Source organism: Sphingomonas aerolata (assembly GCF_003046295.1).
Taxonomy (GTDB): Bacteria; Pseudomonadota; Alphaproteobacteria; order Sphingomonadales; family Sphingomonadaceae; genus Sphingomonas; species Sphingomonas aerolata.
Window position 1 is genome coordinate 1,536,684 of the sequence record NZ_PZZN01000001.1, and the last position, 26,368, is coordinate 1,563,051.

22 protein-coding genes and 1 tRNA gene are annotated in these 26,368 nt (G+C 66.6%); 18 read left to right on the forward strand and 5 right to left on the reverse strand.

Features of this window, described 5'->3' with window-relative positions; translation table 11 throughout:
• Nucleotides 1-18: 18 nt before the first annotated feature.
• The 9 genes from C8J24_RS07135 (at nt 19) to C8J24_RS07175 (ending at nt 7,836) form a co-directional block, all read left to right on the forward strand.
• On the forward strand, nt 19-771 hold the full coding sequence (locus tag C8J24_RS07135; RefSeq protein WP_031394683.1) for a flagellar basal body rod protein FlgF: 753 nt from the start codon (nt 19-21) through the stop codon (nt 769-771).
• 14 nt (nt 772-785) lie between these two features.
• Nucleotides 786-1,574: a flagellar basal-body rod protein FlgG gene (gene flgG / locus C8J24_RS07140; RefSeq protein WP_031394684.1), complete on the forward strand. Its 789-nt coding sequence runs from the start codon at nt 786-788 to the stop codon at nt 1,572-1,574.
• A gap of 14 nt (nt 1,575-1,588) precedes the next feature.
• Nucleotides 1,589-2,284 (forward strand): flagellar basal body L-ring protein FlgH, encoded by a 696-nt coding sequence (locus C8J24_RS07145; protein ID WP_107931259.1) that lies wholly within the window; start codon nt 1,589-1,591, stop codon nt 2,282-2,284.
• Nucleotides 2,285-2,294: 10 nt separating this feature from the next.
• Nucleotides 2,295-3,386, forward strand: a complete 1,092-nt coding sequence (locus C8J24_RS07150; protein WP_208620921.1) for a flagellar basal body P-ring protein FlgI — start codon at nt 2,295-2,297, stop codon at nt 3,384-3,386.
• Nucleotides 3,383-3,712 (forward strand): rod-binding protein, encoded by a 330-nt coding sequence (locus C8J24_RS07155; protein ID WP_031440261.1) that lies wholly within the window; start codon nt 3,383-3,385, stop codon nt 3,710-3,712. The genes C8J24_RS07150 and C8J24_RS07155 overlap by 4 nt, the downstream gene beginning before the upstream one ends.
• Complete coding sequence (flgK, locus tag C8J24_RS07160; RefSeq protein WP_107931263.1) at nt 3,709-5,058, forward strand: flagellar hook-associated protein FlgK; 1,350 nt, start codon at nt 3,709-3,711, stop codon at nt 5,056-5,058. Before C8J24_RS07155 ends, flgK begins: the two co-directional genes overlap by 4 nt.
• 5 nt (nt 5,059-5,063) lie before the next feature.
• Nucleotides 5,064-5,957, forward strand: a complete 894-nt coding sequence (locus C8J24_RS07165) for a flagellin N-terminal helical domain-containing protein (RefSeq protein WP_107931266.1) — start codon at nt 5,064-5,066, stop codon at nt 5,955-5,957.
• 111 nt (nt 5,958-6,068) lie between these two features.
• Nucleotides 6,069-6,932 carry a flagellar motor stator protein MotA gene (motA, locus tag C8J24_RS07170; RefSeq protein WP_031394196.1) on the forward strand — a complete coding sequence of 288 codons (864 nt, stop codon included), beginning with the start codon at nt 6,069-6,071 and terminating at the stop codon, nt 6,930-6,932.
• A gap of 1 nt (nt 6,933) precedes the next feature.
• A complete protein-coding gene (locus tag C8J24_RS07175; protein WP_031441540.1) occupies nt 6,934-7,836 on the forward strand; it encodes a flagellar motor protein MotB in 903 nt (300 codons plus the stop codon).
• Nucleotides 7,837-7,973: 137 nt separating this feature from the next.
• Here C8J24_RS07175 and C8J24_RS07180 read toward each other — a convergent pair whose 3' ends face one another.
• The gene (locus C8J24_RS07180; protein WP_031394198.1) at nt 7,974-8,465 is read right to left on the reverse strand and encodes a Ros/MucR family transcriptional regulator; all 492 of its coding nucleotides are present in this window, start codon (nt 8,463-8,465) and stop codon (nt 7,974-7,976) included.
• Nucleotides 8,466-9,051: 586 nt separating this feature from the next.
• Nucleotides 9,052-9,138, reverse strand: a tRNA-Leu gene (locus C8J24_RS07185).
• 102 nt (nt 9,139-9,240) lie between these two features.
• Between C8J24_RS07185 and C8J24_RS07190 the strand changes: the two genes are divergently transcribed.
• From C8J24_RS07190 to C8J24_RS07220, 7 genes are all read left to right on the forward strand, one after another.
• Nucleotides 9,241-10,218 carry a complex I NDUFA9 subunit family protein gene (locus C8J24_RS07190; protein ID WP_107931268.1) on the forward strand — a complete coding sequence of 326 codons (978 nt, stop codon included), beginning with the start codon at nt 9,241-9,243 and terminating at the stop codon, nt 10,216-10,218.
• Nucleotides 10,219-10,290: 72 nt separating this feature from the next.
• The gene (locus tag C8J24_RS07195; protein ID WP_031441542.1) at nt 10,291-11,100 is read left to right on the forward strand and encodes an undecaprenyl-diphosphate phosphatase; all 810 of its coding nucleotides are present in this window, start codon (nt 10,291-10,293) and stop codon (nt 11,098-11,100) included.
• 152 nt (nt 11,101-11,252) lie between these two features.
• Nucleotides 11,253-12,695: an NAD(P)-dependent oxidoreductase gene (locus tag C8J24_RS07200; RefSeq protein ID WP_107931271.1), complete on the forward strand. Its 1,443-nt coding sequence runs from the start codon at nt 11,253-11,255 to the stop codon at nt 12,693-12,695.
• Nucleotides 12,692-13,273, forward strand: a complete 582-nt coding sequence (locus C8J24_RS07205; RefSeq protein WP_107931273.1) for a DUF2059 domain-containing protein — start codon at nt 12,692-12,694, stop codon at nt 13,271-13,273. The genes C8J24_RS07200 and C8J24_RS07205 overlap by 4 nt, the downstream gene beginning before the upstream one ends.
• A 2-nt stretch (nt 13,274-13,275) precedes the next feature.
• Nucleotides 13,276-17,790 carry a glutamate synthase large subunit gene (gene gltB, locus C8J24_RS07210; protein ID WP_107931275.1) on the forward strand — a complete coding sequence of 1,505 codons (4,515 nt, stop codon included), beginning with the start codon at nt 13,276-13,278 and terminating at the stop codon, nt 17,788-17,790.
• Nucleotides 17,791-18,116: 326 nt separating this feature from the next.
• Entirely contained in the window at nt 18,117-18,791 is a 675-nt protein-coding gene (locus C8J24_RS07215) for a glutathione S-transferase family protein (RefSeq protein ID WP_031396481.1), read from the forward strand.
• Nucleotides 18,792-18,793: 2 nt separating this feature from the next.
• On the forward strand, nt 18,794-19,138 hold the full coding sequence (locus C8J24_RS07220) for a tRNA-binding protein (RefSeq protein WP_031396480.1): 345 nt from the start codon (nt 18,794-18,796) through the stop codon (nt 19,136-19,138).
• 34 nt (nt 19,139-19,172) lie between these two features.
• On the opposite strand, the gene pepN is transcribed toward C8J24_RS07220, so the two are convergent.
• The gene (gene pepN / locus C8J24_RS07225) at nt 19,173-21,785 is read right to left on the reverse strand and encodes an aminopeptidase N (RefSeq protein WP_107931277.1); all 2,613 of its coding nucleotides are present in this window, start codon (nt 21,783-21,785) and stop codon (nt 19,173-19,175) included.
• Between the two features lie 119 nt (nt 21,786-21,904).
• Here pepN and C8J24_RS07230 point away from each other — a divergent pair, with 119 nt between their 5' ends.
• Nucleotides 21,905-23,647, forward strand: coding sequence for a M28 family metallopeptidase (locus tag C8J24_RS07230; protein ID WP_107931279.1), 1,743 nt, complete (start codon nt 21,905-21,907; stop codon nt 23,645-23,647).
• Nucleotides 23,644-24,480, forward strand: coding sequence for a Rossmann-fold NAD(P)-binding domain-containing protein (locus tag C8J24_RS07235; RefSeq protein ID WP_107931281.1), 837 nt, complete (start codon nt 23,644-23,646; stop codon nt 24,478-24,480). The genes C8J24_RS07230 and C8J24_RS07235 overlap by 4 nt, the downstream gene beginning before the upstream one ends.
• On the opposite strand, the gene C8J24_RS07240 is transcribed toward C8J24_RS07235, so the two are convergent.
• Both C8J24_RS07240 and C8J24_RS07245 read right to left on the reverse strand, forming a co-directional pair.
• On the reverse strand, nt 24,393-25,325 hold the full coding sequence (locus tag C8J24_RS07240; protein WP_107931283.1) for a DMT family transporter: 933 nt from the start codon (nt 25,323-25,325) through the stop codon (nt 24,393-24,395). The two genes, C8J24_RS07235 and C8J24_RS07240, sit on opposite strands and share 88 nt — an antisense overlap.
• Complete coding sequence (locus tag C8J24_RS07245; protein WP_107931285.1) at nt 25,322-26,323, reverse strand: threonine aldolase family protein; 1,002 nt, start codon at nt 26,321-26,323, stop codon at nt 25,322-25,324. Before C8J24_RS07245 ends, C8J24_RS07240 begins: the two co-directional genes overlap by 4 nt.
• Between the last annotated feature and the right edge of the window lie 45 nt (nt 26,324-26,368).

The window sequence follows — 26,368 nt, forward strand, 5'->3', positions numbered from 1 at the left end:
GCGGACGGAGAACCCTGAATGGACAAGCTGGTCTACACCGCGGCGACGGGACTGCGCGCGCACATGGCGGCGCAGTCGGCGATCGCCAACAACATGGCGAACGCGTCGACCACCGGATTCCGCGCCGACCGCGTGGTGTTCGACCGGATCGACCTGAAGGGTGGTGGCCAGCAGTTCGAGGCGCGCGCGCCGACGTCGGAGGAAGTGACCGACGCCGACCGCGCGCCGGGGGCGATCCAGACCACGGGCCGGCCGCTCGACGTCGCGGTCACCGGCGCGACCGCATGGCTCGCGGTCCAGGCGTCGGACGGCTCCGAAGCCTATACGCGGCGCGGCGACCTGGAGATCGCGCCATCGGGGGTGCTCCAGACCGGCGACGGTTTTCCGGTGATGGGATCGGGCGGGCCGATCACGATCCCGCCCTATGACACGCTCTCGATCGCGGGCGACGGGACGATCTCGATCGTGCCGCAGGGTGGCGACGCGAATGCGCCGCAGGTGATCGACAAGCTGAAGCTGGCGGACACCAAGGGGTCGGACACGGTCAAGGGGCTCGATAACCTGTTGCGCGTGCGCGGTGGCGGCGTGCTGCCCGAGGATCTCGATGCGAAGGTGCAGGGCGGGGCGATCGAGGGATCGAACGTCAACATGACGCAGGCGCTGGTCGACATGATCGAGAATCAGCGCAGCTACGAGGTCCAGGCCAACATGCTGAAGTCCGCCAAGGACATGGATGAAAGCGGTGCATCGCTGATGCGCCTGCCGAGCTAAGGAAGGATTAGGCCATGAGCAGTTCCGCCATGCATATCGCGCGTACCGGGCTCGATGCCCAGGATACGCGCATGCGGGTCATTTCAAACAACCTCGCCAACGTCAACACGACGGGGTTCAAGAAGGATCGCGCCGCGTTCGAGACGCTGGCGTACCAGGTCGTGACCGCGCCGGGCGCGCAGTCGACGTCCGAGACCAAATACGCGACCGGGCTCAACCTCGGCACCGGCGTCCGGATTCAGGGCACGGCGCGGATCGATACGCAGGGGTCGATGCAGACGACCGGCAACAGCCTCGACCTCGCGCTCGACGGCGACGGCTATTTCCAGGTGCAGATGCCCGGCGGCACGCTCGGCTACACCCGCGCGGGCAATTTCTCGCGCAGCCCCGAGGGGCTGATGGTGACGAGCGAAGGCTATCAGGTGATGCCCGGCATCACCGTGCCCGAGGGCACGACCAACATCACGATCGGCCAGGACGGTACCGTGTCGGCGACGATCCCCGGCCAGTCGGAAGCGCAGCAGATCGGCCAGATCCAGGTCGCGAGCTTCGCCAATGGTGCCGGGCTCCAGGCGACGGGCGACAATTACCTGGTCGAGACCGCCGCGTCGGGTGCCGCCAATCTGGGTGTCGCCGGGCAGGATGGCCGCGGTCGCGTGCGGCAGGGGATGCTCGAGGCGTCGAACGTCAACGTCGTCGAGGAGCTGGTCGACATGATCGAGACTCAGCGTGCGTATGAGGTCAATTCGAAGATGATCTCGGCAACCGACGACATGCTGAAATACGTCAACCAGAACATCTGATCGCAGGGCGCATCATGGCATTTCCGATCCCCACGCGCGCGTCGATCGCGCTCCTCGCGATTGTCGCCGGCACGCTCGCGCCGCTGTCGGCGCAGGCCAGGCTGTTCGGCAAGAAGGCGCCGCCCGAGGACTTCACAGTCGCACGGCCGCTGCCCGTGCCGGTGGCGTCGCCCGCGACCGGATCGATCTTCCAGGCGCAGGACGGCTATGCCGCGCTGTACGAGGGCTGGCGTGCGCGGAAAGTCGGCGATCCGCTGACGATCGTGCTGGTCGAGCGCACCGCGGCGTCGAAATCCTCGGGCTCGAAGCTCGACAGCAGCGGCTCGGCGAGCATCACTCCGCCGACGACGGGCGCTCTGAACCTGTTCAACCGCGCCGATGCGACGATCAGCGGCGGGCGCAACTTCAACGGCGCGGGCGCCGCCGACCAGGCGAACTCGCTGTCGGGCGAGGTCAGCGTGACGGTCGCCGAAGTCTATCCCAACGGCACGATGCTCGTGCAGGGGCAGAAGCGCGTGACCCTCAACCGCGGCGACGAGTTCCTGAAGATCAAGGGGCTGGTGCGCACCGCCGATGTCGACCGCGACAACCGCGTGCTGTCGACGCGGGTCGCCGATGCGCAGATCTCGTACACCGGCAAGGGCGACGTCGCCCGCGCTGGCCGCCAGGGGTGGCTCAGCCGCTTCTTCTCCGTCGTCAGCCCTTTCTGAGGCCGTGACCATGCGCTTCCTGCTCGCCCTTCTCGCCTCGCTCCTGATCGCAGCGCCGGCGTCCGCCGACCGGATCAAGGATCTGGGCGGGTTCCAGGGGATCCGGTCAAACCAGCTGACCGGCTACGGCATCGTCGTCGGGCTGTCCGGCACGGGCGACGACAATCTGGAATATACCGTCCAGTCGCTGAAAGCCGTCGCGTCGCGCTTCGGGCTGCAGCTGCCGCCCAACGCCAATCCGGGGATGAAGAACGCCGCGGTGGTGATGATCACCGCCGAACTGCCGCCCTTCGCCAAGCCCGGCCAGCGGCTCGACATCACCGTCGCGTCGATGGGCAAGGCCAAGAGCCTGCGCGGCGGCAGCCTGATCATGACGCCGCTGCTCGGCGCGGATAACCAGATCTATGCGATGGCGCAGGGCAATCTCGCGGTCGGCGGGCTTGGCGCGGAAGGTGCGGATGGGTCGAAGATCGTCGTCAACATCCCCTCGACCGGGCGCATCCCCGAGGGCGCAACGGTCGAGCGCGCGGTCGCGACCGGGTTCGACAGCGCGCCGATGCTGACCTTCAACCTTGCGCGCGCCGATTTTACCACCGCGCAGAACGTCGCGGGCGCGATCAATTCGAAGCTCGGCTTCGGCAGCGCGCAGGCGATCGACGCGGTCTCGGTCGCGGTCCGCGCGCCGGTCGGGGCGGACGTTCGTGCGACCCTGATGTCGACGATCGAGAATCTCGACGTCGTCTCCGCCGAGCCCTCGGCAAAAGTAATCGTAAATGCGCGCACCGGTACGGTCGTTATAAACTCCGCGGTGCGCGTGGGGCCTGCCGCGGTGACGCATGGGAAGCTGACGGTGCGGATCGACGAGAAGCCACAGGTGAGCCAGCCCGCGCCGTTCAGCCAGGGCCAGACCGTCGTAACGCCGAACAGCGCGGTCGCGGTCGAGGAGGAGCGTCGCCCAATGTTCCTGCTGAACCCCGGCCCCAAGCTTGCCGACATCGTCAAGGCGGTGAACGCGATCGGCGCGTCGCCCGCCGATCTCGTCGCCATCCTCGAGGCGTTGAAAGAGGCCGGCGCGCTCAAGGCCGAGTTGATCGTCCTGTGAGCCCGATCGCAGCCCCCGGCCCGATCGATGCGGGCGGCATCTCGACCGATACGAGCCGGCTCAAGTCGAACGACAATCTCGACAAGGCGGGCAAGAAGTTCGAGGCAGTTTTCACCGGCATGATGCTGAAGAGCATGCGCCAGGCGAAATTGAGCGATTCGCTGTTCGAATCCAAGGCACTCGACACCTTTACCGAGATGCAGGACGCCCGCGTCGCGCAGACGATGGCCGAGCACACGCCGCTCGGCATCGGCAAGGCGATGACCGATTTCCTCGCCAAATCGCAATCCGATCTTAACCCGGGCGCGGCAGAGCCGTCGCCATGAGCGACCTCCTGTCGATCGGCGCGTCGGGCGTGCGGGCGTACCAGACCGCGCTGAACACCGTGTCCGAGAACATCGCGAACACCGGCACCGCGGGTTATACCCGGCGGACGACGAATCTCGGCCAGGTGACCTCGATCGGCAGTGGCATCAATGCGAGCGTCGCGACGGGCAGCAACGGCGTCACCGTCACCGGCATCTCGCGCTCGGCCGACACGTTCCGTTCGCTCGCGGTCCGTAACGCCGGGTCGGATCTTGCCAGGACGGAGACCGCGGCGGCCTGGCTCGGGCGGATCGAGACGTCGCTGACCGACAACAAGCTCGGCGATCGTCTCACCAGCTTCTTTTCCGCCGCGCAGACCCTGTCGGCGGACCCGACCTCGGTCCCGGCCCGGTCGGTCATGCTCGAATCCGCGACCAGCGCGGCCGCGGCGTTCACCGCGACGGGCAAGGCGCTCGATACCGCGGCGGCCGATCTCGACACCGCGACGCGGCAGGCGACGCAGACGCTCAATTCGTTGGGCACCGCGCTCGCCAAGGTCAATGACGGCATCGCGCGCAGCCAGAAGGGGTCGACCAACGCCGCGCAGCTCGGCGACCAGCGCGACCAGTTGCTCGAGCAGATGAGCACGATCACCGATATCAGCACGGAGTTCGACGATCTCGGCCGCGCGACGGTGCGGCTGGGCGGGGCGAGCGGCCCGGTATTCGTGGCGGGCCCCGATGCGGGCAATGTCAGCTATCTGAAGAATGACGAGGGCGCGGTCGGGTTCGTCGTGCAGCGGACGGGCACGACATCGGCGGTGACGCCGTCGGGCGGCGCGCTGGCCGGCTATGCCGAGGGCGCGCAGAAGATCGTCGCGGCGCGCGACACGCTGAACGGCATCGCGACCGATTTCACCACGCAGGTCAATGCCATCCAGGCACAGGGGCGCGATCTCGACGGCAAGGCGGGCACGCCGTTGTTCAAGACCGGCGACACGCCGACCAGCATCACCGTCGCGCTGACCGATCCGCGCGGCATCGCCGCGGCGGGCGCGACCGGCGGCGCGCGCGATGCGTCGAACCTGGCCGCGCTGCTCGCGACGCGCGACCCGACGACGGGCAGCGAACAGCGGCTGACCAACATGATCACGAGCAACGCGGCGTCGCTGGAGCAGCGCAGGCTGGTCGGCGATGCGCAGGGTGCGATCCGCGACGGCGCGGTGAGCGCACGCGATTCGGGCAGCGGTGTCGATCTCGACAGTGAGGCGGTCGACCTGCTCCGCTTCCAGCAGGCCTATCAGGCGTCGAGCCGCGTCATCCAGACCGCGCGCGACATCCTCCAGACCATCCTCGAGATCCGGTAGGCCTTATGCAGATCGCGACCAGCCTGTTCTACGACCGCTCGGCCAAGGCGATGAATACGCTGTCGAAGCAGGCGGACGCGTTGCAGACGCAGATCTCGTCCGGCATCAAATTCACCGCGCCCTCGTCCGACAGCGCCGCCTATCAGCGGCTGGCGGGGCTCGCGCGCGATGCGGTCGACGACAAGGCCTATGCCGCGAACCTGACGACCGCCGCATCGGTGCTGAAACAGTCGGACACCACGCTCAGCGCGATCACCGCGCAGTTGCAGCGCGTGTCCGAACTCACGGTGCAGGCGCGCAACGGCACGCTGAGCGGCGATGCGCGCAAGGCGATCGGCGTCGAAATTGCGGGCATCGTCGATACGATCGCGAGTCTCGCGAACGTGAAGGACCTGCGCGGCCAGCCGATCTTCGGCGGCGCGGACGGCGGGCCCGCGGCGGTGAAGCAGCCCGATGGCAGCTATGCGCTGGCCGCGACCAGCGTCTCGCCGATCCCGGTCGGCGACGGCGCGAGCGTCCAGGCGAACGAATCGGCGTCGCGCGTGCTGCGCGCCGACGGCAAGGATACGCTGGCGGTATTGAGCGCGATCGCGACCGCGCTCCAGGCCGAAAGCTACGATCCCGCCGCGCTCGATACCGCGCTCGACGATCTGTCGGCGGCGTCGGAACAGGTGTCGTCGATCCAGGCGTCGCTCGGCGCGCGCGCGTCGCGGGTCGATCTGGAAACCGCCCGGCTGAAGGACGTCGCGGTCGACCGCGAGGATACCCGTCAGTCGATCGAGGGCACCGACATCACGACGGCGATCACCGAATTGCAGAAGACGATGACGATCCTGTCGGCGACTCAGGCGAGCTTCTCGAAGCTCAGCGCGCTGTCGCTGTTCGATTATCTTCGCTGAGCGCATTTATAGAGCGGATCGGGCGGGTCCGGTAACCGGATGGCTACGAAATCCGGTTAATCCTCCGGTGACAGGGCCGGCATTCCGGGCTTTGGGGGAATTTCCAGCACCATGTTTCCGATTATCGGCATCGTCGTTTTGCTCGTCATGGTGTTCGGCGGCTTCGCGTTCACCGGCGGCGCGCTCGGCCCCGTGCTCGAGGCGATCCCGCACGAGATGCTCATCATCGGCGGTGCCGCCGCCGGCGCGCTGATCATCGGCAATTCGGGCAAGGAGCTCAAAGGGCTCGGCGGCGGGCTGATGAAGGTGTTCAAGGGCCCGAAATACAAGAAGCAGGATTATCTCGACGTCATCTTCCTCGTCAGCAAGCTGATGAAGATGCTGCGCGTCGACGGGCCGATCGCGCTCGAGCCGCATGTCGAGGATCCCAATTCCTCCGCGGTCTTCGCCGAATACCCCAAGCTGCTGAAGGACCATGCGCTGATCAACCTGATCGCCGACACGCTGCGCCTCGTCGTGGTGTCAAGCGGTACACTCGACGTGCACGCGGTCGAGGAGGTGATGGACCAGTCGATCAAGACGCATCATCACGAGGAGGAAAGCGCGCACGGCACGCTGACCAGCCTCGCCGACGCGCTGCCCGCGCTCGGCATCGTCGCGGCAGTGCTCGGCGTGGTGAAGACGATGGGATCGATCGACAAGCCGCCGTCGGTGCTCGGCTCGATGATCGGGTCGGCGCTGGTTGGCACGTTCATGGGCGTGCTGCTGGCCTATGGCATGGTCGCGCCGCTCGCGAACCGGCTGAAGCAGGTGCTCGACGCCGATGCCTCGATCTACGGCGTGGTGAAGCAGATCATCATCGCCTCGCTCCACGGTCATCCGCAGCCGCTGGTGATCGAGGCGGCGCGCTCGGGGATCGCGCACCGCAACCAGCCGGGCTTCGCCGAAGTCTTTGACGGGCTGCGCGGGAAGTAGGATGGCACGCGCGCCGCACGGGGCGAACCAGCCGCCCAAGATCATCGTCAAGAAGGTCTATATCGAGGGCCATGGCGGCCATCATGGCGGTGCGTGGAAGGTCGCCTATGCCGATTTCGTGACTGCGATGATGGCGTTCTTCCTGCTGCTCTGGATCCTCGGCGCGACGACCGAGAAACAGCGCAAGGGCATTGCCGACTATTTCGCGCCGACGCTGATCGACACGCACACGCTGGGGATCGGCGGCGGTGCGCTGCTCGGTGGCGAATCGATCCTGTCGAAGAACAAGATCGGTCCGCAAGCGGGGCAGACCAGCCTGCCGCAGATCGCCATTCCGAACGCAGGGGCGGGCGGCGCGGACACCGGCACCGGGCCCAAGGGCAACAAGAAGGGGCTCGACGCGCTGAATGCGGAAGATCGCCGCAATTTCGACGCGATGCGCCGCAAGGTGCTCCGCCAGATCGAACAGTCGAAGAACCTGTCGCGTCTCGCGAGCCACATCCGCTTCGTGCCGACGCAGGACGGGATGCGCATCGACCTGATCGACGATGCCGATTATTCGATGTTCGCGCTGGGCACGACGGCGCTCGACGCCAGGGCAGGCGATCTGATCGGGATGATCGCGGGATCCATTGCAGGGTCGGCGAACCCGATCATGATCCGCGGGCACACCGACAGCGTGCCCTATGGCGATCCGCGCGCGATGAACAACTGGATGCTCTCGTCGGGGCGCGCCGAGGCGACACGACGGCGGCTGCTCGCCGGCGGCACGCCCGAGGCGCGCTTCGAACGGATCGAGGGTGTCGCGGACCGCGAGCCGCTGATCGTCAAGAACCCGAGCGATCCGCGCAACCGGCGCGTCGCGATCACGCTGCTCTACCGTCGGGGTCGTTTCGGCAGCTAGCCCGGCGCGACAACCCGGCCGGTGTCCGCCGGGGCGGTGAGGGGCGGCAACGGGGCGTGCGACCTGCCTAATGCGAAAAGGGGCCGGTGGCGAACCACCGGCCCCTGCAGGCGCTCAGATCGGTCGCCTTGCGTCGTCTATTCGGCGACAGCCTCGACCTTGCGCTTGCGCTGCGGCGCGGCAGCCGGGGCTTCGGTCTTGCGGGCGCCGGGCTTGCGACCGAGACCGATCTTCTTGGCCATGGCACGGCGGCTTTCCGAATAGGTCTCGGCGACCATTGGATAGTCCGGCTTCAGCCCGTAGCGTTCGCGATATTCGATCGGCGTCATGCCGTGCGTCGCCAGGTGACGGCGCAGTGTCTTGTACGGCTTGCCGTCGATCATCGAGATGATGTGATCTTTCGATGCCAGCGATTTCCGGACCGAGACTGCCGGGGTGTATTCGGCGACGGGCTCGACCACGGGCTCCTCCGTCGACGTGCCCAGCAATGCAGACACGGTGTCGTGCATCTTGCCGAGGAACGACGGAACCTCTTCCGCGGACGTGCGCGTATTGGGGTTTGTCAGCCACGCGATCGTCAGTTCGGTCGCCAATTCAACAGCGTTCAGCTCAATAATGTCTTCGGACATGATATGCTCCAGTCTTTGATCGACGCCTACGCCTATAGAGCCCTATAATCAACATCCGATTTGAACCTATTATGCCATTTGCTATTCATTTTCTTCCAAAAGCCGTGCGGCACGGTCTCAAGACGCAATTTCACCGGCGTGGATGCAGTCTCGAGGAAGATCGGGAAGTGGTCCGGGCAGACACTTACTATAGGGGATAATGTCCGATATCTTCATTAACTATGATGCAGATCAGGGCTGATTGATCCGTGGAATGAATATGGGACCGATACCATGGACCTGAATGCTACTGCGGAGGAAGGGCGGTTGACCCGAACCCGTCACTGTCTTTGACAGTCTTTCCGAAGTCTGGAGCGGCGTGTGGCTGAGGTCGGCCAGCTCAAGCCGGACGCGCGTGCCGCAGTGCATCGAACCCGGGCAGCAGGCCTGGCGCTGGAGCGCTGATCTGACGGGGGTGGACCGGGCTTCGGTTGCCGAGGTGGTCGGTAATTCGTGAGCTAAGATCTGATTGCTTGGGGCATTGCCGATCTGTCGCCCGACGGTCCGCCTAAGGCGCTGACCGTCGTCTCACCCGCCTGGCGAGATATGGTGCCCGGAAGAGGACTCGAACCTCCACGACCTTGCGATCGCCAGCACCTGAAGCTGGTGCGTCTACCAATTCCGCCATCCGGGCACGGGGTAGGAGGGCGCCTCTAGTGGAGGGTTGCGATGCTTGTCAACAACCCTCTTGCTGGGGCAAAGGGCGGGCAGGCATAAAGAATTGGACGGACGGGCGATGAACGACAGACTGGTGACGCTGATCGGAGGCGGAGGTTTCGTCGGCCGCTATGTCGCGCAGGCGCTGCTGGCGTCGGGTGCGCGGGTCCGGATCGCACAGCGCGATCCGCGACAGGCGTTTTTTCTCAAGCCGCTCGGCGGGCTCGGGCAGACGCAATTCGTCGGCGCCGACGTGACCAAGCCCGCGACGATCGCACAGGCGGTGCAGGGTGCGGACATCGTCGTGAACCTGGTCGGGGTGCTGGCGGGTGATTTCCACGGCGTCCAGACGCTCGGCGCGCGGACCGTGGCGGAGGCCGCCGCCAAGGCGGGGGTCGGCGCGCTGATCCATGTCTCGGCGATCGGTGCGGACGCCGCATCGGAGTCGGCCTATGGCAAGTCGAAGGGCGAGGGCGAGGCGGCGGTCCGCGCGGCCTTCCCCAACGCGACGATCCTGCGGCCGTCGATCATCTTCGGGCAGGAGGATCAGTTCGTGAACCGCTTCGCCGGGATGATCGCCAAGGCGCCGGTCGTGCCCGTGCTGCGCGCCGGTGCCAAGTTTCAGCCCGTGTTCGTCGGCAATGTCGCGGACGCGATCGTCGCCGCGGCCGCGGCTCCCGAGACGTTCGGCGGCAAGACGCTGGAGATTGGCGGACCGGACGTCATCACCATGGGCAACCTGATCCGCTGGATCGCCGCCGCGATCGGCCGCGAACCGTCGATCGTCGAATTGCCTGATTTTGCCGGGGCACTGATCGCCAAGGCCGGGTTCCTGCCAGGCGCGCCGATCACCCAGGATCAGTGGCGGATGCTGCAGAGCGACAATATCGTCACCGGAGTCGACGGGTTGAAGGCGATGGGGATCGAGGCGACGCCGATGTCGACGGTCGCGCCGGGGTGGCTCGTCCGTTTTCGCAAGGCCGGGCGGTTTGGTCGCCGCGCCGAGACTCGTGTCGAGACTGGGGTGGACACGCATTCGGCGACCCACGTGGTCTGATCCCGATGCGGGTCCAGCCGCCATCGACACTGATCGACCAGTCCTGATTCACCGCGCTGCGGGAGCTTTTGCGTGTCCGAACTTCTTACCGTCATCCTTCTCGGCATCGTCGAGGGGATCACCGAATTCCTGCCGGTCTCGTCGACAGGCCATCTCATCCTCGCGACGCGGCTGCTCGGCTATGATGCGGGGCGCTGGGAGGTGTTCAACGTCGTCATCCAGCTCGGCGCGATCCTTGCGATCGTGGTCCTGTACTGGCGGACCTTCTGGGCGGTGGGCATGGGCCTCATTCGCCGCGAGCCGAAATCCTGGCTGTTTCTGCGCAATCTGGTGGTCGCCTTCATCCCTGCCGCGGTGATCGGGCTGGCGCTGCACCATTATATCGAGGCGCTGCTCGGCAATGCCGAGGTGGTCGCGATCGCGCTGGTCGTTGGCGGCTTCGCCATTCTGGCGGTCGAGCGGTTCGCACCGCGCAGCGACATCAGCGGTGTCGCGGACATCCCGCTGCGCACCGTCGTCGGGATCGGCCTGCTCCAGTGCCTCGCGATGATCCCTGGCGTCAGCCGCTCGGGCGCAACGATTCTCGGGGCGCTGGCACTCGGCGTCGAGCGGCGCACCGCCGCCGAGTTCAGCTTCTTCCTCGCCATCCCCACGATGCTGGGGGCGAGCGGGCTCGAACTGATGAAGAACCATGCGGCGCTGACCAGCGGCGAGGGTGTCGGCCTGCTGTCGATCGCGATCGGCGCGCTCGTTTCGTTCGTCGTCGCGTTGCTGGTGGTCAAATGGTTCGTCGGGATCGTCACAAAGCACGGGTTTGTGCCGTTTGCCTGGTATCGCATCGCCGCGGGCTCCGCCGCGCTCGTATGGCTTCTGTCGAAATAGGTCCGGGTCGGGATATATTCTGTGAGATTTGTGAATATATTCGCCGTCCTGCCAAATTTGGCATAATTTATAGGTCAGTATAGCTGACTTAATGAGTGATTTTACCGTGACAAACCTCCGACGACGCAATAACGCGATTGTCGGAGGCATTCATGGCGAACGATTCGATGCTCAAATTCGTCGGGCGGGAGCAATCCTATCCCGACAAGCGTAATGCGGCGGAACGCGCGGACGATTTCCGCGAGATCGCCGCGCGCTATGCGGTCGAGCCCGCCGAAGAGCAGGCGGGGCGCTGTTCGCAATGCGGCGTGCCCTATTGCTCGGTCCATTGTCCGCTCCACAACCATATCCCCGACTGGCTGCGCCTGACCGCCGAGGGCCGGCTCCGCGAGGCGTATGAGCTGAGCAACGCGACCTCGACCATGCCCGAGATCTGCGGTCGCATCTGTCCGCAGGACCGGCTGTGCGAGGGTAATTGCGTCATCGAGTTCACGGGCCACGGCGCGGTCACGATCGGCTCGGTCGAGAAGTTCATCACTGACACCGCCTGGGAGAATGGCTGGGTCGAGCCGCTGGTCCCCGGCAAGTCGCGCGGCCAGTCGGTCGGCGTGATCGGGGCAGGGCCTGCCGGGCTGAGCGCCGCCGAATATCTGCGCGGCCACGGCTATGACGTGCATGTCTATGATCGCTACGACCGCGCGGGCGGTTTGCTCACCTATGGCATTCCCGGGTTCAAGCTCGAAAAGCCGATCGTCATGCGTCGGGTCGAGCGACTGAAGACCGCGGGGATCGTGTTTCATGAAGGCTTTGCGGTCGGTGACGATGCGAGCCTCGACGAGCTGCGCCAGCGCCACGACGCGATCCTGATCGCGACCGGGGTGTACAAGGCGCGCGCGATGGACCTCCCCGGTGGCGGCTCCAATGGCGTGGTCGCCGCGCTCGACTTTCTCGTCGCGTCGAACCGCAAGGGTTTCGGTGATGCGGTCCCCGCCTTCGACGACGGCAGCCTGAATGCCGAGGGCAAGGACGTCGTCGTGATCGGCGGCGGCGATACCGCAATGGACTGTGTCCGCACCGCGATCCGCCAGGGCGCCAAGTCGGTGAAGTGCCTCTATCGCCGCGACCGCGCGAACATGCCGGGGTCGCAGCGCGAAGTCGCCAATGCCGAGGAAGAGGGCGTCGAATTCGTCTGGCTGTCGGGCCCGCAGAGCTTCGACGGCGGCGAGGCTGTGTCGAGCGTCAAAGTGCGCAAGATGCGCCTCGGCGCGGCCGATGCGAGCGGTCGCCGCACGCCCGAACCTGATCCTGCCGGCGACTATTCGGTCGATGCCGACCTCGTCATCAAGGCGCTGGGCTTCGATGCCGAGGACCTGCCGACGCTGTTCGCGACGCCCGAACTGGGGGTGAGCCGCTGGGGCACCGTGCTGGTCGACGGCAAGACGCTGATGACCAGCCTCGACGGCGTGTTCGCGGCGGGCGACATCGTCCGCGGCGCAAGCCTGGTTGTGTGGGCGATCCGTGACGGGCGCGACGTGGCGGCGACGATGCACAAGTATCTCAAGGCGAAGGCGGCCAGCGCGAAGGTCGCGGCATGAGGCTCGGGTTTCTCGGGGCGGTTTTGCTGGCGGGTGCGGTAGTCCCGTCGGCGGCGCATGCGCAGGCAGCGCCTGTTGCCGCCGCGGCCCCTGATCCGGCCCGACTCGCAGCAGCGCGCGAATTGATCGACGTCTTGATGCCTCCCGAATCGCGCGCGCGGATGATCGAGGGCATGATCGCGCCGATGTTGGGCAATCTCCAGCAGGGCATGGCGCAGAGCCCGATGTTCAGCAGCGCAATGGCTAAAAATCCGCAGATGCAGGCGCAGTTTGCCGCCTTCATGAACCAGCAGCAGACTCGCACGCTGACGTTGATGCGCGACGGCATGCCGGGCATGTTCGATGCGATGGCGCGTGCCTATGCGCGCCGCTTCGACGTTGCCCAGTGTCGCGACATCAAGGCGTTCTTCGCGACGCCGAGCGGACGCCTGTACATGCAGCAGTCGCTGACGATCATGGCCGATCCTGACGTCGCCGCGTGGCAGCGGTCGATGATGGAATCCTCGATGCGCCACATGCAGGCCGATGTCGCCGAATTCGCCAAGCACGTTGCCACGCCCGAGCAAAAGAAGAAGTGACGATGACCGATTCCAGCACCGATCAGCGCCAATATCTCGCCGAACACGGCATGTACCGCCCCGAGTTCGAGGGTGATGCCTGCGGCGTCGGGCTCGTCGCCGCGACCGACGGCCGCGCCTCGCGGCGCGTCGTGCAGTCCGCGGTCGATGCGCTGAAGGCGGTGTGGCACCGCGGCGCGGTCGATGCGGACGGCAAGACCGGCGATGGCGCTGGGCTTCACATCGACCTTCCGCTCAAGTTCTTCGACGACGCGGTCGCCGCCTCGGGGCACAAGGTGCGGCCGAACCGGCTCGCGGTCGGCATGATCTTCCTGCCGCGCACCGATCTGGGGGCGCAGGAGGATTGCCGGACGATCGTCGAGAGCGCGATCATCGAGGCGGGCTATACCATCTATGGCTGGCGCCAAGTGCCCGTCGACGTGTCGGTGATCGGCCAGAAGGCGCAGGCGACGCGCCCTGAGATCGAGCAGATCATGATCGCCGGGCCGCTGCCCGACGAGCAGGACGCTGCCGAGTTCGAGAAGACACTGTACCTGGTCCGCAGGCGTATCGAGAAGCGCGTGATCGCGGCGCAGATCCAGGGCTTCTACATCTGTTCGCTGTCGTGCCGCTCGATCATCTACAAGGGGCTCTTCCTCGCCGAATCGCTGTCGGTCTTCTATCCTGATTTGTGCGACCAGCGGTTCGAGAGCCGCGTCGCGATCTTCCATCAGCGCTATTCGACCAACACCTTCCCGCAATGGTGGTTGGCGCAGCCGTTCCGGTGCCTTGCGCATAACGGCGAAATCAACACGATCCGCGGCAACAAGAACTGGATGCTCTCCCACGAGATCCGGATGGCGAGCCTCGCGTTCGGCGATAATTCGGAGGACATCAAGCCGGTGATCCCGGCAGGCGCGTCCGATACCGCCGCGCTCGATGCGGTGTTCGAGGCGATCTGCCGCTCGGGCCGCGACGCGCCGACCGCAAAGCTGATGCTGGTGCCCGAGGCCGCGAGCCCCGACATGCCGCCCGAGCACCGCGCGATGTACCAGTATCTGGCGTCGGTGATGGAGCCATGGGACGGCCCGGCCGCGCTGGCGATGACCGATGGCCGCTGGGCCGTCGCAGGCATGGACCGCAACGCGCTCAGGCCGCTGCGCTACACGTTGACCGTCGACGGGCTGCTGATCGTCGGATCGGAAAGCGGGATGGTTGTCGTCCCCGAATCGACGATCATCGCCAAGGGGCGGCTCGGGCCGGGCGAGATGATCGCGGTCGACCTCGACGAAGGACGGCTGTTGCAGGACCGCGCGGTCAAGGATCGCATCTCCGGCGAGGCCCACTATGCCGCGATGATCGGCGAGTTCCACACGCTGGCAGACCTGCCGTCGGTCGAGGACGCCGTGGTCCGCTATGATCGCGCCGAGCTGGCACGACGCCAGGTCGCGGCCGGGCAGACGATCGAGGACATGGAGCTGATCCTGTCGCCGATGGTCGAATCGGCCAAGGAAGCGATCGGATCGATGGGCGACGACACGCCGCTCGCGGTCATTTCGGACAAACCGCGGTTGATCAGCCAGTTCTTCCGTCAGAATTTCAGCCAGGTGACCAACCCGCCGATCGATCCTCTGCGCGAGCGGCACGTGATGTCGCTCAAGACGCGGTTCGGCAATCTCGCCAACATCCTCGACGTGCGCGACCAGCGCGAGCGCGTGCTGGTGCTCGATTCACCGGTGCTCACCGGTGAGCATTGGGCGCGGCTGAAGGCGCATTTCGGCGGCGCGGTCGCCGAGATCGACTGCACCTTCGACGCGGGCGGCGGCCCGGAGAAGCTGCGCGCGGCGATCCAGCGGATCCGCAACGAGGCCGAGCAGGCGGTCCGCCAGGGCAAGAGCGAACTGTTCCTGACCGACGAGGCGATCGGCGAGGACCGCGTCGGCATCGCCGGCGTGCTCGCGGTGGCGGCGGTGCACACGCATCTCGTCCGTCGCGGCCTGCGCTCCTATGCGTCGATCAACGTGCGCACCGCGGAATGCCTCGACACGCACTATTATGCCGTGCTGATCGGCGTCGGCGCGACCACCGTGAACGCGTATCTGGCCGAGGCCGCGATCGTCGATCGCCAGAGCCGCGGACTGTTCGGTGATCTCGATCTCGCCGAATGCCTCCGCCGCCACCGCGTCGCGGTCGAAGAGGGGCTGCTCAAGATCATGTCGAAGATGGGCATCGCGGTCATCTCGTCCTACCGTGGCGGGTATAATTTCGAGGCGGTCGGCCTCTCGCGCAGCCTGGTGAACGACCTGTTCCCCGGCATGCCCGCGAAGATCAGTGGCGAGGGCTATGCCTCGCTCCACGTCAACGCGACCGATCGCCACGATGCGGCGTTCGATCCGGCGGTCGCGACGCTGCCGATCGGCGGCTTCTATCGCCAGCGCCACACCGGCGAGACGCATGCCTATTCGGCGCAGCTGATGCACCTGCTCCAGACCGCGGTCGCGACCGACAGCTATACGAGCTACCTGCAATTCTCGCGCGGGGTGTCCGACCTGCCGCCGGTGTATCTGCGCGACCTTCTCCAGTTCAACTTCCCGGCCGAGGGCGTGCCCGTCGACCAGGTCGAGGCGATCACCGAGATCCGCAAGCGGTTCGTGACGCCGGGCATGTCGCTCGGCGCTCTCTCTCCCGAGGCGCACGAGACGCTGGCGATCGCGATGAACCGGATCGGCGCGAAGGCGGTGTCGGGCGAGGGTGGCGAGGACAAGTCGCGCTTCGTGCCGTACGCGAACGGCGACAATGCGAACTCGACGATCAAGCAGATCGCCTCCGGCCGGTTCGGCGTGACCGCGGAATATCTGAACGCGTGCGAGGAGATCGAGGTCAAGGTCGCGCAGGGCGCCAAGCCCGGCGAGGGCGGCCAGCTGCCCGGCTTCAAGGTGACCGAGTTTATCGCCAAGCTGCGTCATGCGACGCCCGGCGTGACGTTGATCTCGCCGCCGCCGCACCATGACATCTACTCGATCGAGGATCTGGCGCAGCTCATCTACGACCTGAAGCAGATCAATCCGCGCGCGCGGGTCTGTGTGAAGCTCGTCAGCTCGGCGGGCATCGGCACCGTGGCGGCGGGCGTCGCGAAGGCGCATGCCGACGTGATCCTGATCGCGGGGCATGTCGGCGGGACCGGCGCGTCGCCGCAGACGTCGATCAAATATGCGGGCACGCCGTGGGAAATGGGGCTGTCCGAGGTCAACCAGGTGCTGACGCTCAACGGCCTGCGCGGGCGCGTGCGGCTGCGCACCGATGGCGGGCTCAAGACCGGACGCGACATCGTGATCGCCGCGATCCTCGGCGCGGAAGAGTTCGGGATCGGCACGCTGTCGCTGGTGGCGATGGGCTGCATCATGGTCCGCCAGTGTCATTCGAACACCTGTCCGGTCGGTATCTGCACGCAGAACGACGCGCTCAGGCAGAAGTTCGTCGGCACGCCCGAGAAGGTCATCAACCTGATGACGTTCATCGCCGAGGAAGTGCGCGACATCCTCGCGCGGCTGGGCGTGAAGAGCCTCGACGACGTGATCGGCCGTACCGAGCTGTTGCGGCAGGTCAGCCGCGGTGCCGAGCATCTCGACGATCTCGATCTCAACCCGATCCTCGCCAAGGTCGACGCCTCGGATGCCGAGCGGCGTTTCTCGCTCTCGACCTTCCGCAACGAAGTGCCCGACAGCCTCGACGCGCAGATCATCAAGGATGCCGCGGCGGTGTTCTCGCGCGGCGAGAAGATGCAGCTGACCTATTCGGTGCGCAACACGCACCGCGCGGTGGGCACGCGGCTGTCGAGCGAGATCACGCGCAAGTTCGGCATGTCGACGCTCGCCGACGATCACGTCACGATCCGGTTGCGCGGCTCGGCCGGCCAGTCGCTCGGCGCGTTCCTCTGCAAGGGGATCACGCTCGAGGTGTTCGGCGATTCGAACGACTATGTCGGCAAGGGACTGTCGGGGGGGACGATCATCGTCCGGCCCGCGGTGAGCTCGCCGCTCGCCAGCCAGGACAACACGATCATCGGCAACACCGTGCTCTATGGCGCGACCAGCGGCCGGCTGTTCGCGGCGGGGCAGGCAGGCGAGCGGTTCGCGGTCCGCAACTCGGGTGCGACCGTTGTCGTCGAGGGCTGCGGCGCGAACGGCTGCGAATACATGACCAACGGAATCGCGGTCGTGCTCGGCGCGGTGGGGGCGAACTTCGGCGCTGGGATGACCGGCGGGATGGCGTTCGTCTACGATCCCGAGGTCCTGTTCGCAAAGCGTGCCAACCCTGAGAACATCACCTGGGACCGGGTGAAATCGCTCCACTGGGCGGACGTCCTGCTCGACCTCGTCCGCGACCATGCGGATACGACCGACAGCAAATGGTCGAAGGGCCTGCTCGAGGACTGGGACCGGGTGGCACCGCATTTCTGGCAGATCGTGCCGAAGGAAATGCTGACGCGGCTGCCGCATCCGCTGGATGACAGCGCGGAGCTGGTCGCGGCTGAATAGCTCTGCCGCTTATTCCACCCCGGCGAAGGCCGGGGCCCAGTTGGAAAGGTTGCAGTAACGGAGCGCGGTGCCTCGTTACCTACGGCCCCCAATTGGGCCCCGGCCTTCGCCGGGGAGGGGGAAAGAAGGGGGTTCACGCGGAGACGCGGAGACGCGGAGCTTGAATCCCCTCTTCGCTTCTTGATCGCGAACGGTGATGAAGGAGCTTCGCTCACAGCGAGCGCGACACCTCCGCGCCTCCGCGTCTCCGCGCGAACCCAATCTTCTTACGCGCCGGCAAACCCGCGCTAGTGACACACCCGCCCGATGCCGCCTAAACGGACGCTATGTGGCAGCTTTATCAATTCCCCTTATGTCCCTTCTCGCGAAAGGTGCGCTTGCTGCTGGGCGAGAAGGGCATCGGCTACGAGCTCGTCCGCGAATCGCCCTGGGAGCGGCGTGACGAGTTCATGGACATGAACCCCGCGGGTCAGACGCCGGTGATGGTCGATGCGTCGCGCGGCGTCGCGCCGCTGATCGATTCGATGGCGATCTGCGAATTTTTCGAGGAAACCGTCGAGAAGTCGGCGATGATCAACGGCACCGCGACCAACCGCGCGGAGATCCGCCGGCTGGTGACGTGGTTCGACACGCATTTCTATCGCGACGTGACCGGCCCCTTGCTCCACGAGCGGATGGTCAAGCGCCTCGCGCACCGCGCCGCACCCGATGCCAAGGGCCTGCGCGAGGCGATGAAGGCAGCGGTGGGGCATCTGGACTACACCGATTACCTGCTCGATCACCGCAACTGGCTGGGCGGCGCGACGATGAGCCTGGTCGATCTGGCCGCCGCGGCGCAGATCTCGGTCACGGATTATCTCGGCGGGATCGACTGGAAGGGGCACGACCAGACGGCACGCTGGTATCGCGGGTTCAAGAGCCGGCCGAGCTTTCGTCCCTTGCTGAGCGAACGCATGGAATTGATCGCGCCGCCCGCGCATTACGACAATGTGGACTTCTGACGATGGCCGAGCCCGGAATCGCGTTCGACGACTTTGCTAGGGTCGATATCCGGGTCGGGACGATCATCGCGGTCGAGCCCTTTCCCGAGGCCCGCAAGCCTGCGTTCAAGCTGACGATCGATTTCGGTGACACGATCGGAACCAAGCGATCCTCGGCCCAGATCACCGACCATTATTCGCCGGAGACGCTCGTCGGCCGCCAGGTCGCCGCGGTGGTCAATTTCCCGCCGCGGCAGATCGGGCCGATGATGTCCGAGGTGCTGACGCTGGGCTTTCCCGATTCAGACGGCAAGGTCGTGCTGATCGCACCGTCCGAGCCCGTTCCGAACGGCGGCCGCCTCTTCTGACGCGCCGCCGTCCGGGCCGAATACGGCCCGGAGCCTAGCCCTCGAGGCTTTTCGAGCTCTGCTCGACCATGTCGCGCGACAAGCCGGGCGTGTGCAGGATCCGCTCGAGTTCCGCACGCATCAGCCCGGCGCGTTTGGCGTCGAACCGGCGCCAGCGACCGAGCGGCGGCAGGAGCTTTGCCGCCGTCTGCGGATTGAGCCGGTCGAGCGCAATTAGATGATCCGCGAGGAAGCGATAGCCGCTGCCGTCGATCGCATGGAAGGCACGCTGGTTTGCCGCGAACGCGCCGATGAGAGCGCGCGCGCGGTTCGGATTGGTCAGCGTGAAGTCGGGATGGCGGGCGAGCGCCGCGACGACCGTGCCGGTATCGTCGCGTGACGACTGGGCCTGGGTCTGAAACCACTTGTCGAGCACCAGCGGATTGCTGCTGTAGCGCGCGTAGAAGCGGTCGAGCGCCGTGTCGCGCTGTGCCGCCGTCGAGCTGACGAGCGCGGTCAGCGCGCCCTGGCGGTCGGTCATGTTGTCCGCCCCCTCGAACTGCGCGAGTGCCAGTTCGGCAGCGTCGGGTGCGTCGCTCGCCATGATATAGGCGAGCGCGACCGAGCGCAGCCGGCGCAGGCCCTTGCCCTCCGGCGTATAGGCAAAGGGTGCCGAACCGGCGCGCGCATGCGCCTGACGCCACTGGCGTTCGAGCTGCGTGCCGAGATCGCGACGCAGGCCGTCGCGCGCGCGGAAGATGGCGTCGGGATCGACGATCCGCGTCTGGTCGCCGATAAAGCTCTCGGAGGGCAGCATCACCGCTTCAGCGATGAAGGCGGGGTCGAGATCGGGATCCTCCAGCGTCCGGGCGACCGCAGCGATGACACCGTCATGCTCCGCCCGACCCGTGCTCGCGCTGGCCACGAGCGTCTCGAGCATCAGCTGCTGCATCGCCTCGTACCGCGCAAAGGGATCGTCGTCATGCGCGCTGAGAAAGGCGAGATCCGCGGCGCTACGATCGCTTTCGACCACGACCGGCGCGGAAAAGCCGCGGTTGATCGACAGGACCGGGCGTTCGTCGATCCCCTCGAACCGGATCGTCTCGCCCGGCCCGTCGAGCAGGACGAGCCGTTCGTCGATCAGGGCGGTGCCCGTGTCGGCGCCGAACAGCTTGATCGCGAGCGGCAGGACCATCGGCGCCTTGTCCGGCTGGCCCGGCGTGGCGGGCACATGCTGCGCCAGCGTCAGCGTCGCGCGCCGCGCCGCGGGATCATGCGACAGGCTTGCCGAGAGACGCGGAGTGCCTGCCTGCGAATACCAGAGGCGGAACTGCGTCAGATCGATCCCGCTCGCCTCCTCCATGCTGGCGACGAAATCCTCGCAGGTCGCGGCGGTGCCGTCGAAGCGGTCGAAATACAGATCGGTCCCCGCCCGGAAGTTCTTCGGCCCAAGGATCGCCGCCATCATGCGGATCAGCTCGGCGCCCTTGTTGTAGATGGTCGCGGTGTAGAAGTTCGAGATCTCCTGGTAGGATTCTGGGCGGACGGGATGCGCGAGCGGTCCTGAATCCTCGGGAAACTGGGACGCGCGCAGGCCGCGGACGTCCTCGATCCGCTTGACCGCGCGGCTGCCCTGGTCGGCGGAGAAGCCCTGGTCGCGATAGACCGTGAAGCCCTCCTTCAGTGACAGCTGGAACCAGTCGCGGCAGGTGATCCGGTTGCCCGACCAGTTATGGAAATATTCGTGCGCGACGACCGCGGCGATCGCGTCATAGTCATAATCGGTCGCGGTATCGGGGTCGGCCAGGATGTAGCGCGAGTTGAAGATGTTGAGCCCCTTGTTCTCCATCGCGCCGAAATTGAAGTCGTCGACCGCGACGATGTTGAACACGTCGAGATCATATTCGCGGCCATAGGTCGCCTCGTCCCAGGCCATGGAGAGCGCCAGCGCCTCAAGCGCATGATCGGTCTTGGCAAGTTCGGCCTTGCGCACCCAGATGCCGAGCGACACCTCGCGCCCCGACATCGTCGTGAAACTGCCCGAATTGACCGCGAGATCCCCGGCGACGATCGCGAACAGATAGGAGGGCTTGGGGAAGGGGTCGTTCCATTCCGCCCAGTGGCGGCCATCGGCGAGATCGCCCTGTGCGACGGGGTCGCCGTTCGCCAGCAGCACGGGGAAGCGCGCCTTGTCGGCGGTCATCCGCACCGAATAGCGGCTGAGCACGTCGGGGCGGTCGGGGAAATAGGTGATGCGGCGAAACCCCTCCGCCTCGCACTGCGTGCACAGATTGCCGCCCGAGGCATAGAGCCCCATCAACTGGGTGTTGCGGTCGGGGGCGATCTCGACCTCGGTCTCGACGACATGCGCGTCACCCGACAGGGGGATCACCAGCTGCTCGCCCTCGAAATGCCAGTCGTTGACCGCGACGCCGTCGACCATGATCGACAGCGGTCGCTGGCCTGCCCCATCGAGCTTCAGCGGATCGCGGTGGTCACCGTTGCGGGTTACGGAGAGCGTGGCGATGACGCGTGTCGCGGACGGATCGAGCGTGAACTCCAGCCGTGTCGTCGGCACCAGCCAGGCCGGCGCCGTATAATCGACCCGTCGAATGGCGACCGGGGCAGCGATGTCGGGCTGGGCGAGGCTGTGTTGGATGTCGAGCATAGACGTCGAATATAGGGGCCGTCGCGGGCTCCGCCAGCCAAAGCTTGCCGGGCTGTGCTTGCGTGTCGCGGCCGGCGTGCTACCCGGCTGCAACACGTTCGTCTTGCGAGGATTTCGGCATGTATCGGTTCATCGGCGCGCTCTCGGTGCTCGCCCTCTCCACGGCGACGCTGGCGCAGACGTCGGCTCCGCAACCGAAAGCCGCCGCGCCGACACCGGCCGCCGCATCGGGGGCCACCGCGGCGGCAAAGCCCGATCCGGCGATCCTCAATGCACGGCTCGCAGCAACGCTGCCGGCGGATCAGGCGGCGATGAAGGCGCACGTCCTGTTTCTCGCCTCCGATGCGATGAAGGGGCGCGAGGCGGGCAGCCCCGAGTTCGACATCGCCGCGCAATATGTCGCGGCGCAATTCTATGCCGCCGGTCTGCGGCCGGGCGGTGACGATGCCGGCTATCTGCAGCGCGTACCGCTGGTCAGCTACAAGGCCGCGGACAAGGGCAGCTTCACCTGGACGCCGCAGTCGGGAGCCGCGCAGCCGCTGGTGTTCGCGGCAGACTATGTACCCGCTGCGAACGGTGCCAAGGCCGATACCGCGGTGTCGGCGCCGATCGTGTTCGTCGGCTATGGCATCGACGCCCCGCAATACGGCCAGAACGACTATGCCGGCGTCGACGTGCGCGGCAAGATCGTCGCCTATTTCGGCGGTGCGCCGGCGCGGTTCAGCGGCGAGGAACGTGCCTTTTTCGGATCCGGCGGCACCAAGGCCCGGACTGCCGAAAGCAAGGGGGCGGTCGGCGTGATCACGCTCGAAAGCCCGCGGACCGCCAAGGCCCGCCCGTTCGCGCGATCGGCGCAATTCTACGACACCGCCCGGATGACCTGGGCCAACCCCGACGGCACCGGCAAGGTCGACGCGCCCGGCGCGCCGTCGCTCGGCACGCTGAGTGTTGCGGGCGCAACCAAGCTGTTCGGCGCGTCATGGAAGGCGATTGCCAAGCAGGCGCGGTCGGACAATGCGAAGTTCAAGTCCGCGCCGCTTGCAGGCACGCTGACGGTTGCGACCAAGACGAGCTTCGCGCCGGCGGTAAGCAGCAATGTCGTCGGCGTCATTCCCGGCACCGATCCGGTGCTCGGCAAGGAGGTCGTCGTGCTGTCCGCGCATCTCGATCATATCGGCATCACCCGGCCCGCGAACGGCGCGAAGGACGGCGATGCGCTCAACAACGGCGCGCTCGACAATGCGATCGGCATCGCCAGCCTGATCGAGGAAGCCAAGCGCTTCACGACCAGCGGCAAGGGCTCGAAGCGCACGCTGATCTTCCTCGCGGTCACGGGCGAGGAAAAGGGGCTGGTCGGCAGCGATTATTTCACCAACCATCCGACCGTGCCGCTCGCCAATATCGTCGCGGACGTGAACCTCGACATGCCGATCCTGACCTACAAGTTCGAGGACATGGTGGTGTTCGGCGCGGAGCGATCGACGCTCGGCCCGATTGTCCAAAAGGCAGTCGCGGCGATCGGTGTCGGCCTGTCGCCCGATCCGATGCCCGAAGAGGGAATCTTCGTCCGCTCGGATCATTTCCGCTTCGTCCAGAAGGGGATCCCGGCGGTGTTCCTGTGGCCGGGGCAGAAGGGGCCGGGCAAGGCCGCGGTCGCCTATTTCATGGCGAACAATTATCACAAGCCGTCTGACGATCTGTCGCAGCCGATCCTGTGGGATCAGGGCGTGCGGTTCGTCGATGCGAACTACCGGATCGCCCGCGAGATCGCCGATGGCGCGGAGCGGCCGGTCTGGAATGCGGGCGATTATTTCGGCACGCTCTACAAGGGCCCGATGGGCCGGGCAGCGGCCGCGAAATGAGCCGGCTGCTCGTCTTCGGCCTCGGCTATACCGCGTCGCGGATCGCACGCCGCCTGGCCGGGGACGGGTGGCATGTCGTCGGCACGTCGCGCGACGGTCGCGGCGACACGATCCGGTTCGACGACGCCGCCGCGGTCATGACGGAGATCGCCGCGGCGACGCATATCCTGTCCTCGGTCCCGCCCGAGCATGACGCCGACCCCGTGCTGGCGCGCTACGGATCGGCGCTGCTGCGGACGCGCGCCTGGCTCGGCTATCTGTCGTCGACCGGCGTGTACGGCGATGCCGGTGGTGCCTGGGTCGACGAGACCGCGCCGATCGGCGGCGGACGTCGGAGCGCGCGCGCGGCGGCGGATGCCGACTGGCTCGCGATTGGTGCACGGACGTTTCGGCTGCCCGGCATCTATGGCCCCGGCCGGTCGCCGCTCGACCGCGTGCGTGAGGGCAAGGCGCACCGGATCGACCAGCCGGGACAGGTGTTCAGTCGCGCGCATGTCGACGATATCGGCGCGGGCGTGATCGCGGCGTTCGATGCGCCGGCGGGCGCCTATAATCTGGCGGATGACGTTCCCGCGTCGCAGAACGACGTCGTCGCCTTTGCCGCGGCGCTGCTCGGCCTGCCCGCGCCGCCGTTCGTGACGATCGAGCAGTTGTCGGCCATGGGGCGCGGCTTCTATGCCGAGAACCGGCGGGTCGCGAACGGCAAGGCGAAGCGCGTCCTGCGCTGGACGCCGACCTGGCCGGATTACCGGGCGGGTCTGCGGGCGCTGAGTGCGATGACGAGCCCGGCACCTGCGAGCACCGCACCGGCCACCGCCAGCGTCGACCAGTGATAATGCTCGAAGATCGTCGATAAGATCATCGCGATGACCGGCACGATCACCCCCGAATAGGCCGCCTTGGCAGGCCCGATCGCGCGGATGACGTTGAAGTAGAGCGGGAAGGCGAGCGCCGAGGCGAAGATGCCGAGATAGAGGATCCCGGCGATATAGCCCAGCCGCAGCTCGAACACCGGTGGCCCGGTCGTGATCCAGGCGAAGGTCGCGTCGAGCGTCGCACCGATCAGCATCGCGATCGCCAGCATCGGGGCCATCGGATAACGTTTGGCAAACGCGCTGCCCTGCATGACATTGGCGATCGACGCGGCCAGGACGCCGCCCAGCGTCAGGGCGATGCCGATGGTCGCGGACTGCGGACCATGCGGATCGACCCGCGCCTCGTTGACGAACAGCAATGCGACGCCCGCCATGGCGACGGCGCACCCGAGCATCAATTGTCGCCCGAGCTTCTGCCCCAGGAAGATGCGGCCGAACACCGCGTTGGGGACGAGCAGCAACGCGAACACCACCGCGACCAGCCCCGACGTCACATAATGCTCGGCGCGGTAGACGAAGTTGAAATTGAACGCGAACAGCGCGGTACCGATGACCGCGGCAAAGGCGTAGCCGCGGGCGTCGAGCACGAGGCTTTCGCGCTTTACCCGCGCATAGATCGCCATTGCGATGCCGGCGATGAGGAAGCGGTAGCTGATCGACCAGCTCGGCGGCACCACCGCGATCTGGTCGCGGATGACGAGCCAGGTCGACCCCCAGATCAGCGTGACGATCCCGAACGGGACGAGCACCGCCGCACGCGTCGACTGGATCGGGGGTTGCGGCGAACCGGACGGCCCGGTCATAACGCCCGGATCGCGTCCGCGAGCTGGTCGACCGGACCGACCGGCGTGTCCCATGCGGTCACCAGCCGGATCTCGCCTGCTGCCCAGTCGTAGAAGTCGAACCCCTGCGCGCGGAGCGCGGCGGCCTCGTCGGGGGTCGCGCGGAGAAAGACCTCGTTGGCCTCGACCGGATGGACGAGGCGGTCGCCCGCCGCCGCGGCCAGTCGCGTGGCAGCCTGGTTCGCGGCCCTGCCATTGGCGAGCCAGAGGTCGTCCTCGAGCATCGCGAGGATCTGTGCGGCCAGATACCGCCCCTTTGACAGGAGCAGGCCCGCGCGCTTGCGGCGATACTGGGTGACGGCGGCGAGCTCGGGCTTGAAGAACACCAGCGCCTCCGCGCTCATCGCGCCGTTCTTGACGAACCCGAAACTGAGCGCGTCGACGCCTGCGCGCCACGTCATGTCGGCGGGCGAGCATCCCGCATGGACCATCGCGTTTGCAAAGCGCGCGCCGTCCATGTGGAAGCCGAGCCCGCGCTCCTTTGCGAGCGCGCCGATCTCGGCGACTTCGTGGGGGCGGTAAACCTGGCCATATTCTGTGGCGTTGGTGATCGAGATCGCATGCGGCTGGACGCGGTGGACGTCGTCGGGGATCGCGTCGAGGACGGTGCGGATCGTCGCGGGCGTCAGCTTCGCGCCGTCCCCATCGGCGAGGAACAGCTTGGCACCGTGCGTGTAGAATTCGGGCGCGCCGCCCTCGTCATTCTGGATGTGCGCGTCGCGGTGGCAGACGATGCCGCCATGCGGCGGACACAGCGCGGCGAGCGCGAGGCAGTTGGCGGCGGTGCCGGTGGGCACCCACAGCACCGCCACCTCGGTTTCGAACAGCGCCGACAGGCGGCCGTCGAGCTGCTGGCTCCATTGATCGCCCGCATAGGCGGTGTCGAGCGTGTCGGCGGCGGCGATCGCGGCCATGACCTGTGGGTGGATCCTGGCGGCGTTGTCGGAGAAAAAGCGCATCGTCAGGACATGCTGCGATGCGGTGATGGCGTCAACGGGCGCTTC

Excerpts from the sequence above, each read along its gene's own strand:
- C8J24_RS07230 (WP_107931279.1), top strand. The coding sequence starts at position 21,905 with ATGTATCGGTTCATCGGCGCGCTCTCGGTGCTCGCCCTCTCCACGGCG.
- C8J24_RS07165 (WP_107931266.1), top strand. The coding sequence starts at position 5,064 with ATGCAGATCGCGACCAGCCTGTTCTACGACCGCTCGGCCAAGGCGATG.
- flgK (WP_107931263.1), top strand. The coding sequence starts at position 3,709 with ATGAGCGACCTCCTGTCGATCGGCGCGTCGGGCGTGCGGGCGTACCAG.
- C8J24_RS07150 (WP_208620921.1), top strand. The coding sequence starts at position 2,295 with ATGCGCTTCCTGCTCGCCCTTCTCGCCTCGCTCCTGATCGCAGCGCCG.
- C8J24_RS07145 (WP_107931259.1), top strand. The coding sequence starts at position 1,589 with ATGGCATTTCCGATCCCCACGCGCGCGTCGATCGCGCTCCTCGCGATT.
- C8J24_RS07220 (WP_031396480.1), top strand. The coding sequence starts at position 18,794 with ATGGCCGAGCCCGGAATCGCGTTCGACGACTTTGCTAGGGTCGATATC.
- C8J24_RS07205 (WP_107931273.1), top strand. The coding sequence starts at position 12,692 with ATGAGGCTCGGGTTTCTCGGGGCGGTTTTGCTGGCGGGTGCGGTAGTC.
- C8J24_RS07135 (WP_031394683.1), top strand. The coding sequence starts at position 19 with ATGGACAAGCTGGTCTACACCGCGGCGACGGGACTGCGCGCGCACATG.
- motA (WP_031394196.1), top strand. The coding sequence starts at position 6,069 with ATGTTTCCGATTATCGGCATCGTCGTTTTGCTCGTCATGGTGTTCGGC.
- flgG (WP_031394684.1), top strand. The coding sequence starts at position 786 with ATGAGCAGTTCCGCCATGCATATCGCGCGTACCGGGCTCGATGCCCAG.
- gltB (WP_107931275.1), top strand. The coding sequence starts at position 13,276 with ATGACCGATTCCAGCACCGATCAGCGCCAATATCTCGCCGAACACGGC.
- pepN (WP_107931277.1), bottom strand. The coding sequence starts at position 21,785 with ATGCTCGACATCCAACACAGCCTCGCCCAGCCCGACATCGCTGCCCCG.
- C8J24_RS07240 (WP_107931283.1), bottom strand. The coding sequence starts at position 25,325 with ATGACCGGGCCGTCCGGTTCGCCGCAACCCCCGATCCAGTCGACGCGT.
- C8J24_RS07190 (WP_107931268.1), top strand. The coding sequence starts at position 9,241 with ATGAACGACAGACTGGTGACGCTGATCGGAGGCGGAGGTTTCGTCGGC.
- C8J24_RS07245 (WP_107931285.1), bottom strand. The coding sequence starts at position 26,323 with ATGCGCTTTTTCTCCGACAACGCCGCCAGGATCCACCCACAGGTCATG.
- C8J24_RS07215 (WP_031396481.1), top strand. The coding sequence starts at position 18,117 with ATGTGGCAGCTTTATCAATTCCCCTTATGTCCCTTCTCGCGAAAGGTG.
- C8J24_RS07180 (WP_031394198.1), bottom strand. The coding sequence starts at position 8,465 with ATGTCCGAAGACATTATTGAGCTGAACGCTGTTGAATTGGCGACCGAA.
- C8J24_RS07235 (WP_107931281.1), top strand. The coding sequence starts at position 23,644 with ATGAGCCGGCTGCTCGTCTTCGGCCTCGGCTATACCGCGTCGCGGATC.
- C8J24_RS07175 (WP_031441540.1), top strand. The coding sequence starts at position 6,934 with ATGGCACGCGCGCCGCACGGGGCGAACCAGCCGCCCAAGATCATCGTC.
- C8J24_RS07200 (WP_107931271.1), top strand. The coding sequence starts at position 11,253 with ATGGCGAACGATTCGATGCTCAAATTCGTCGGGCGGGAGCAATCCTAT.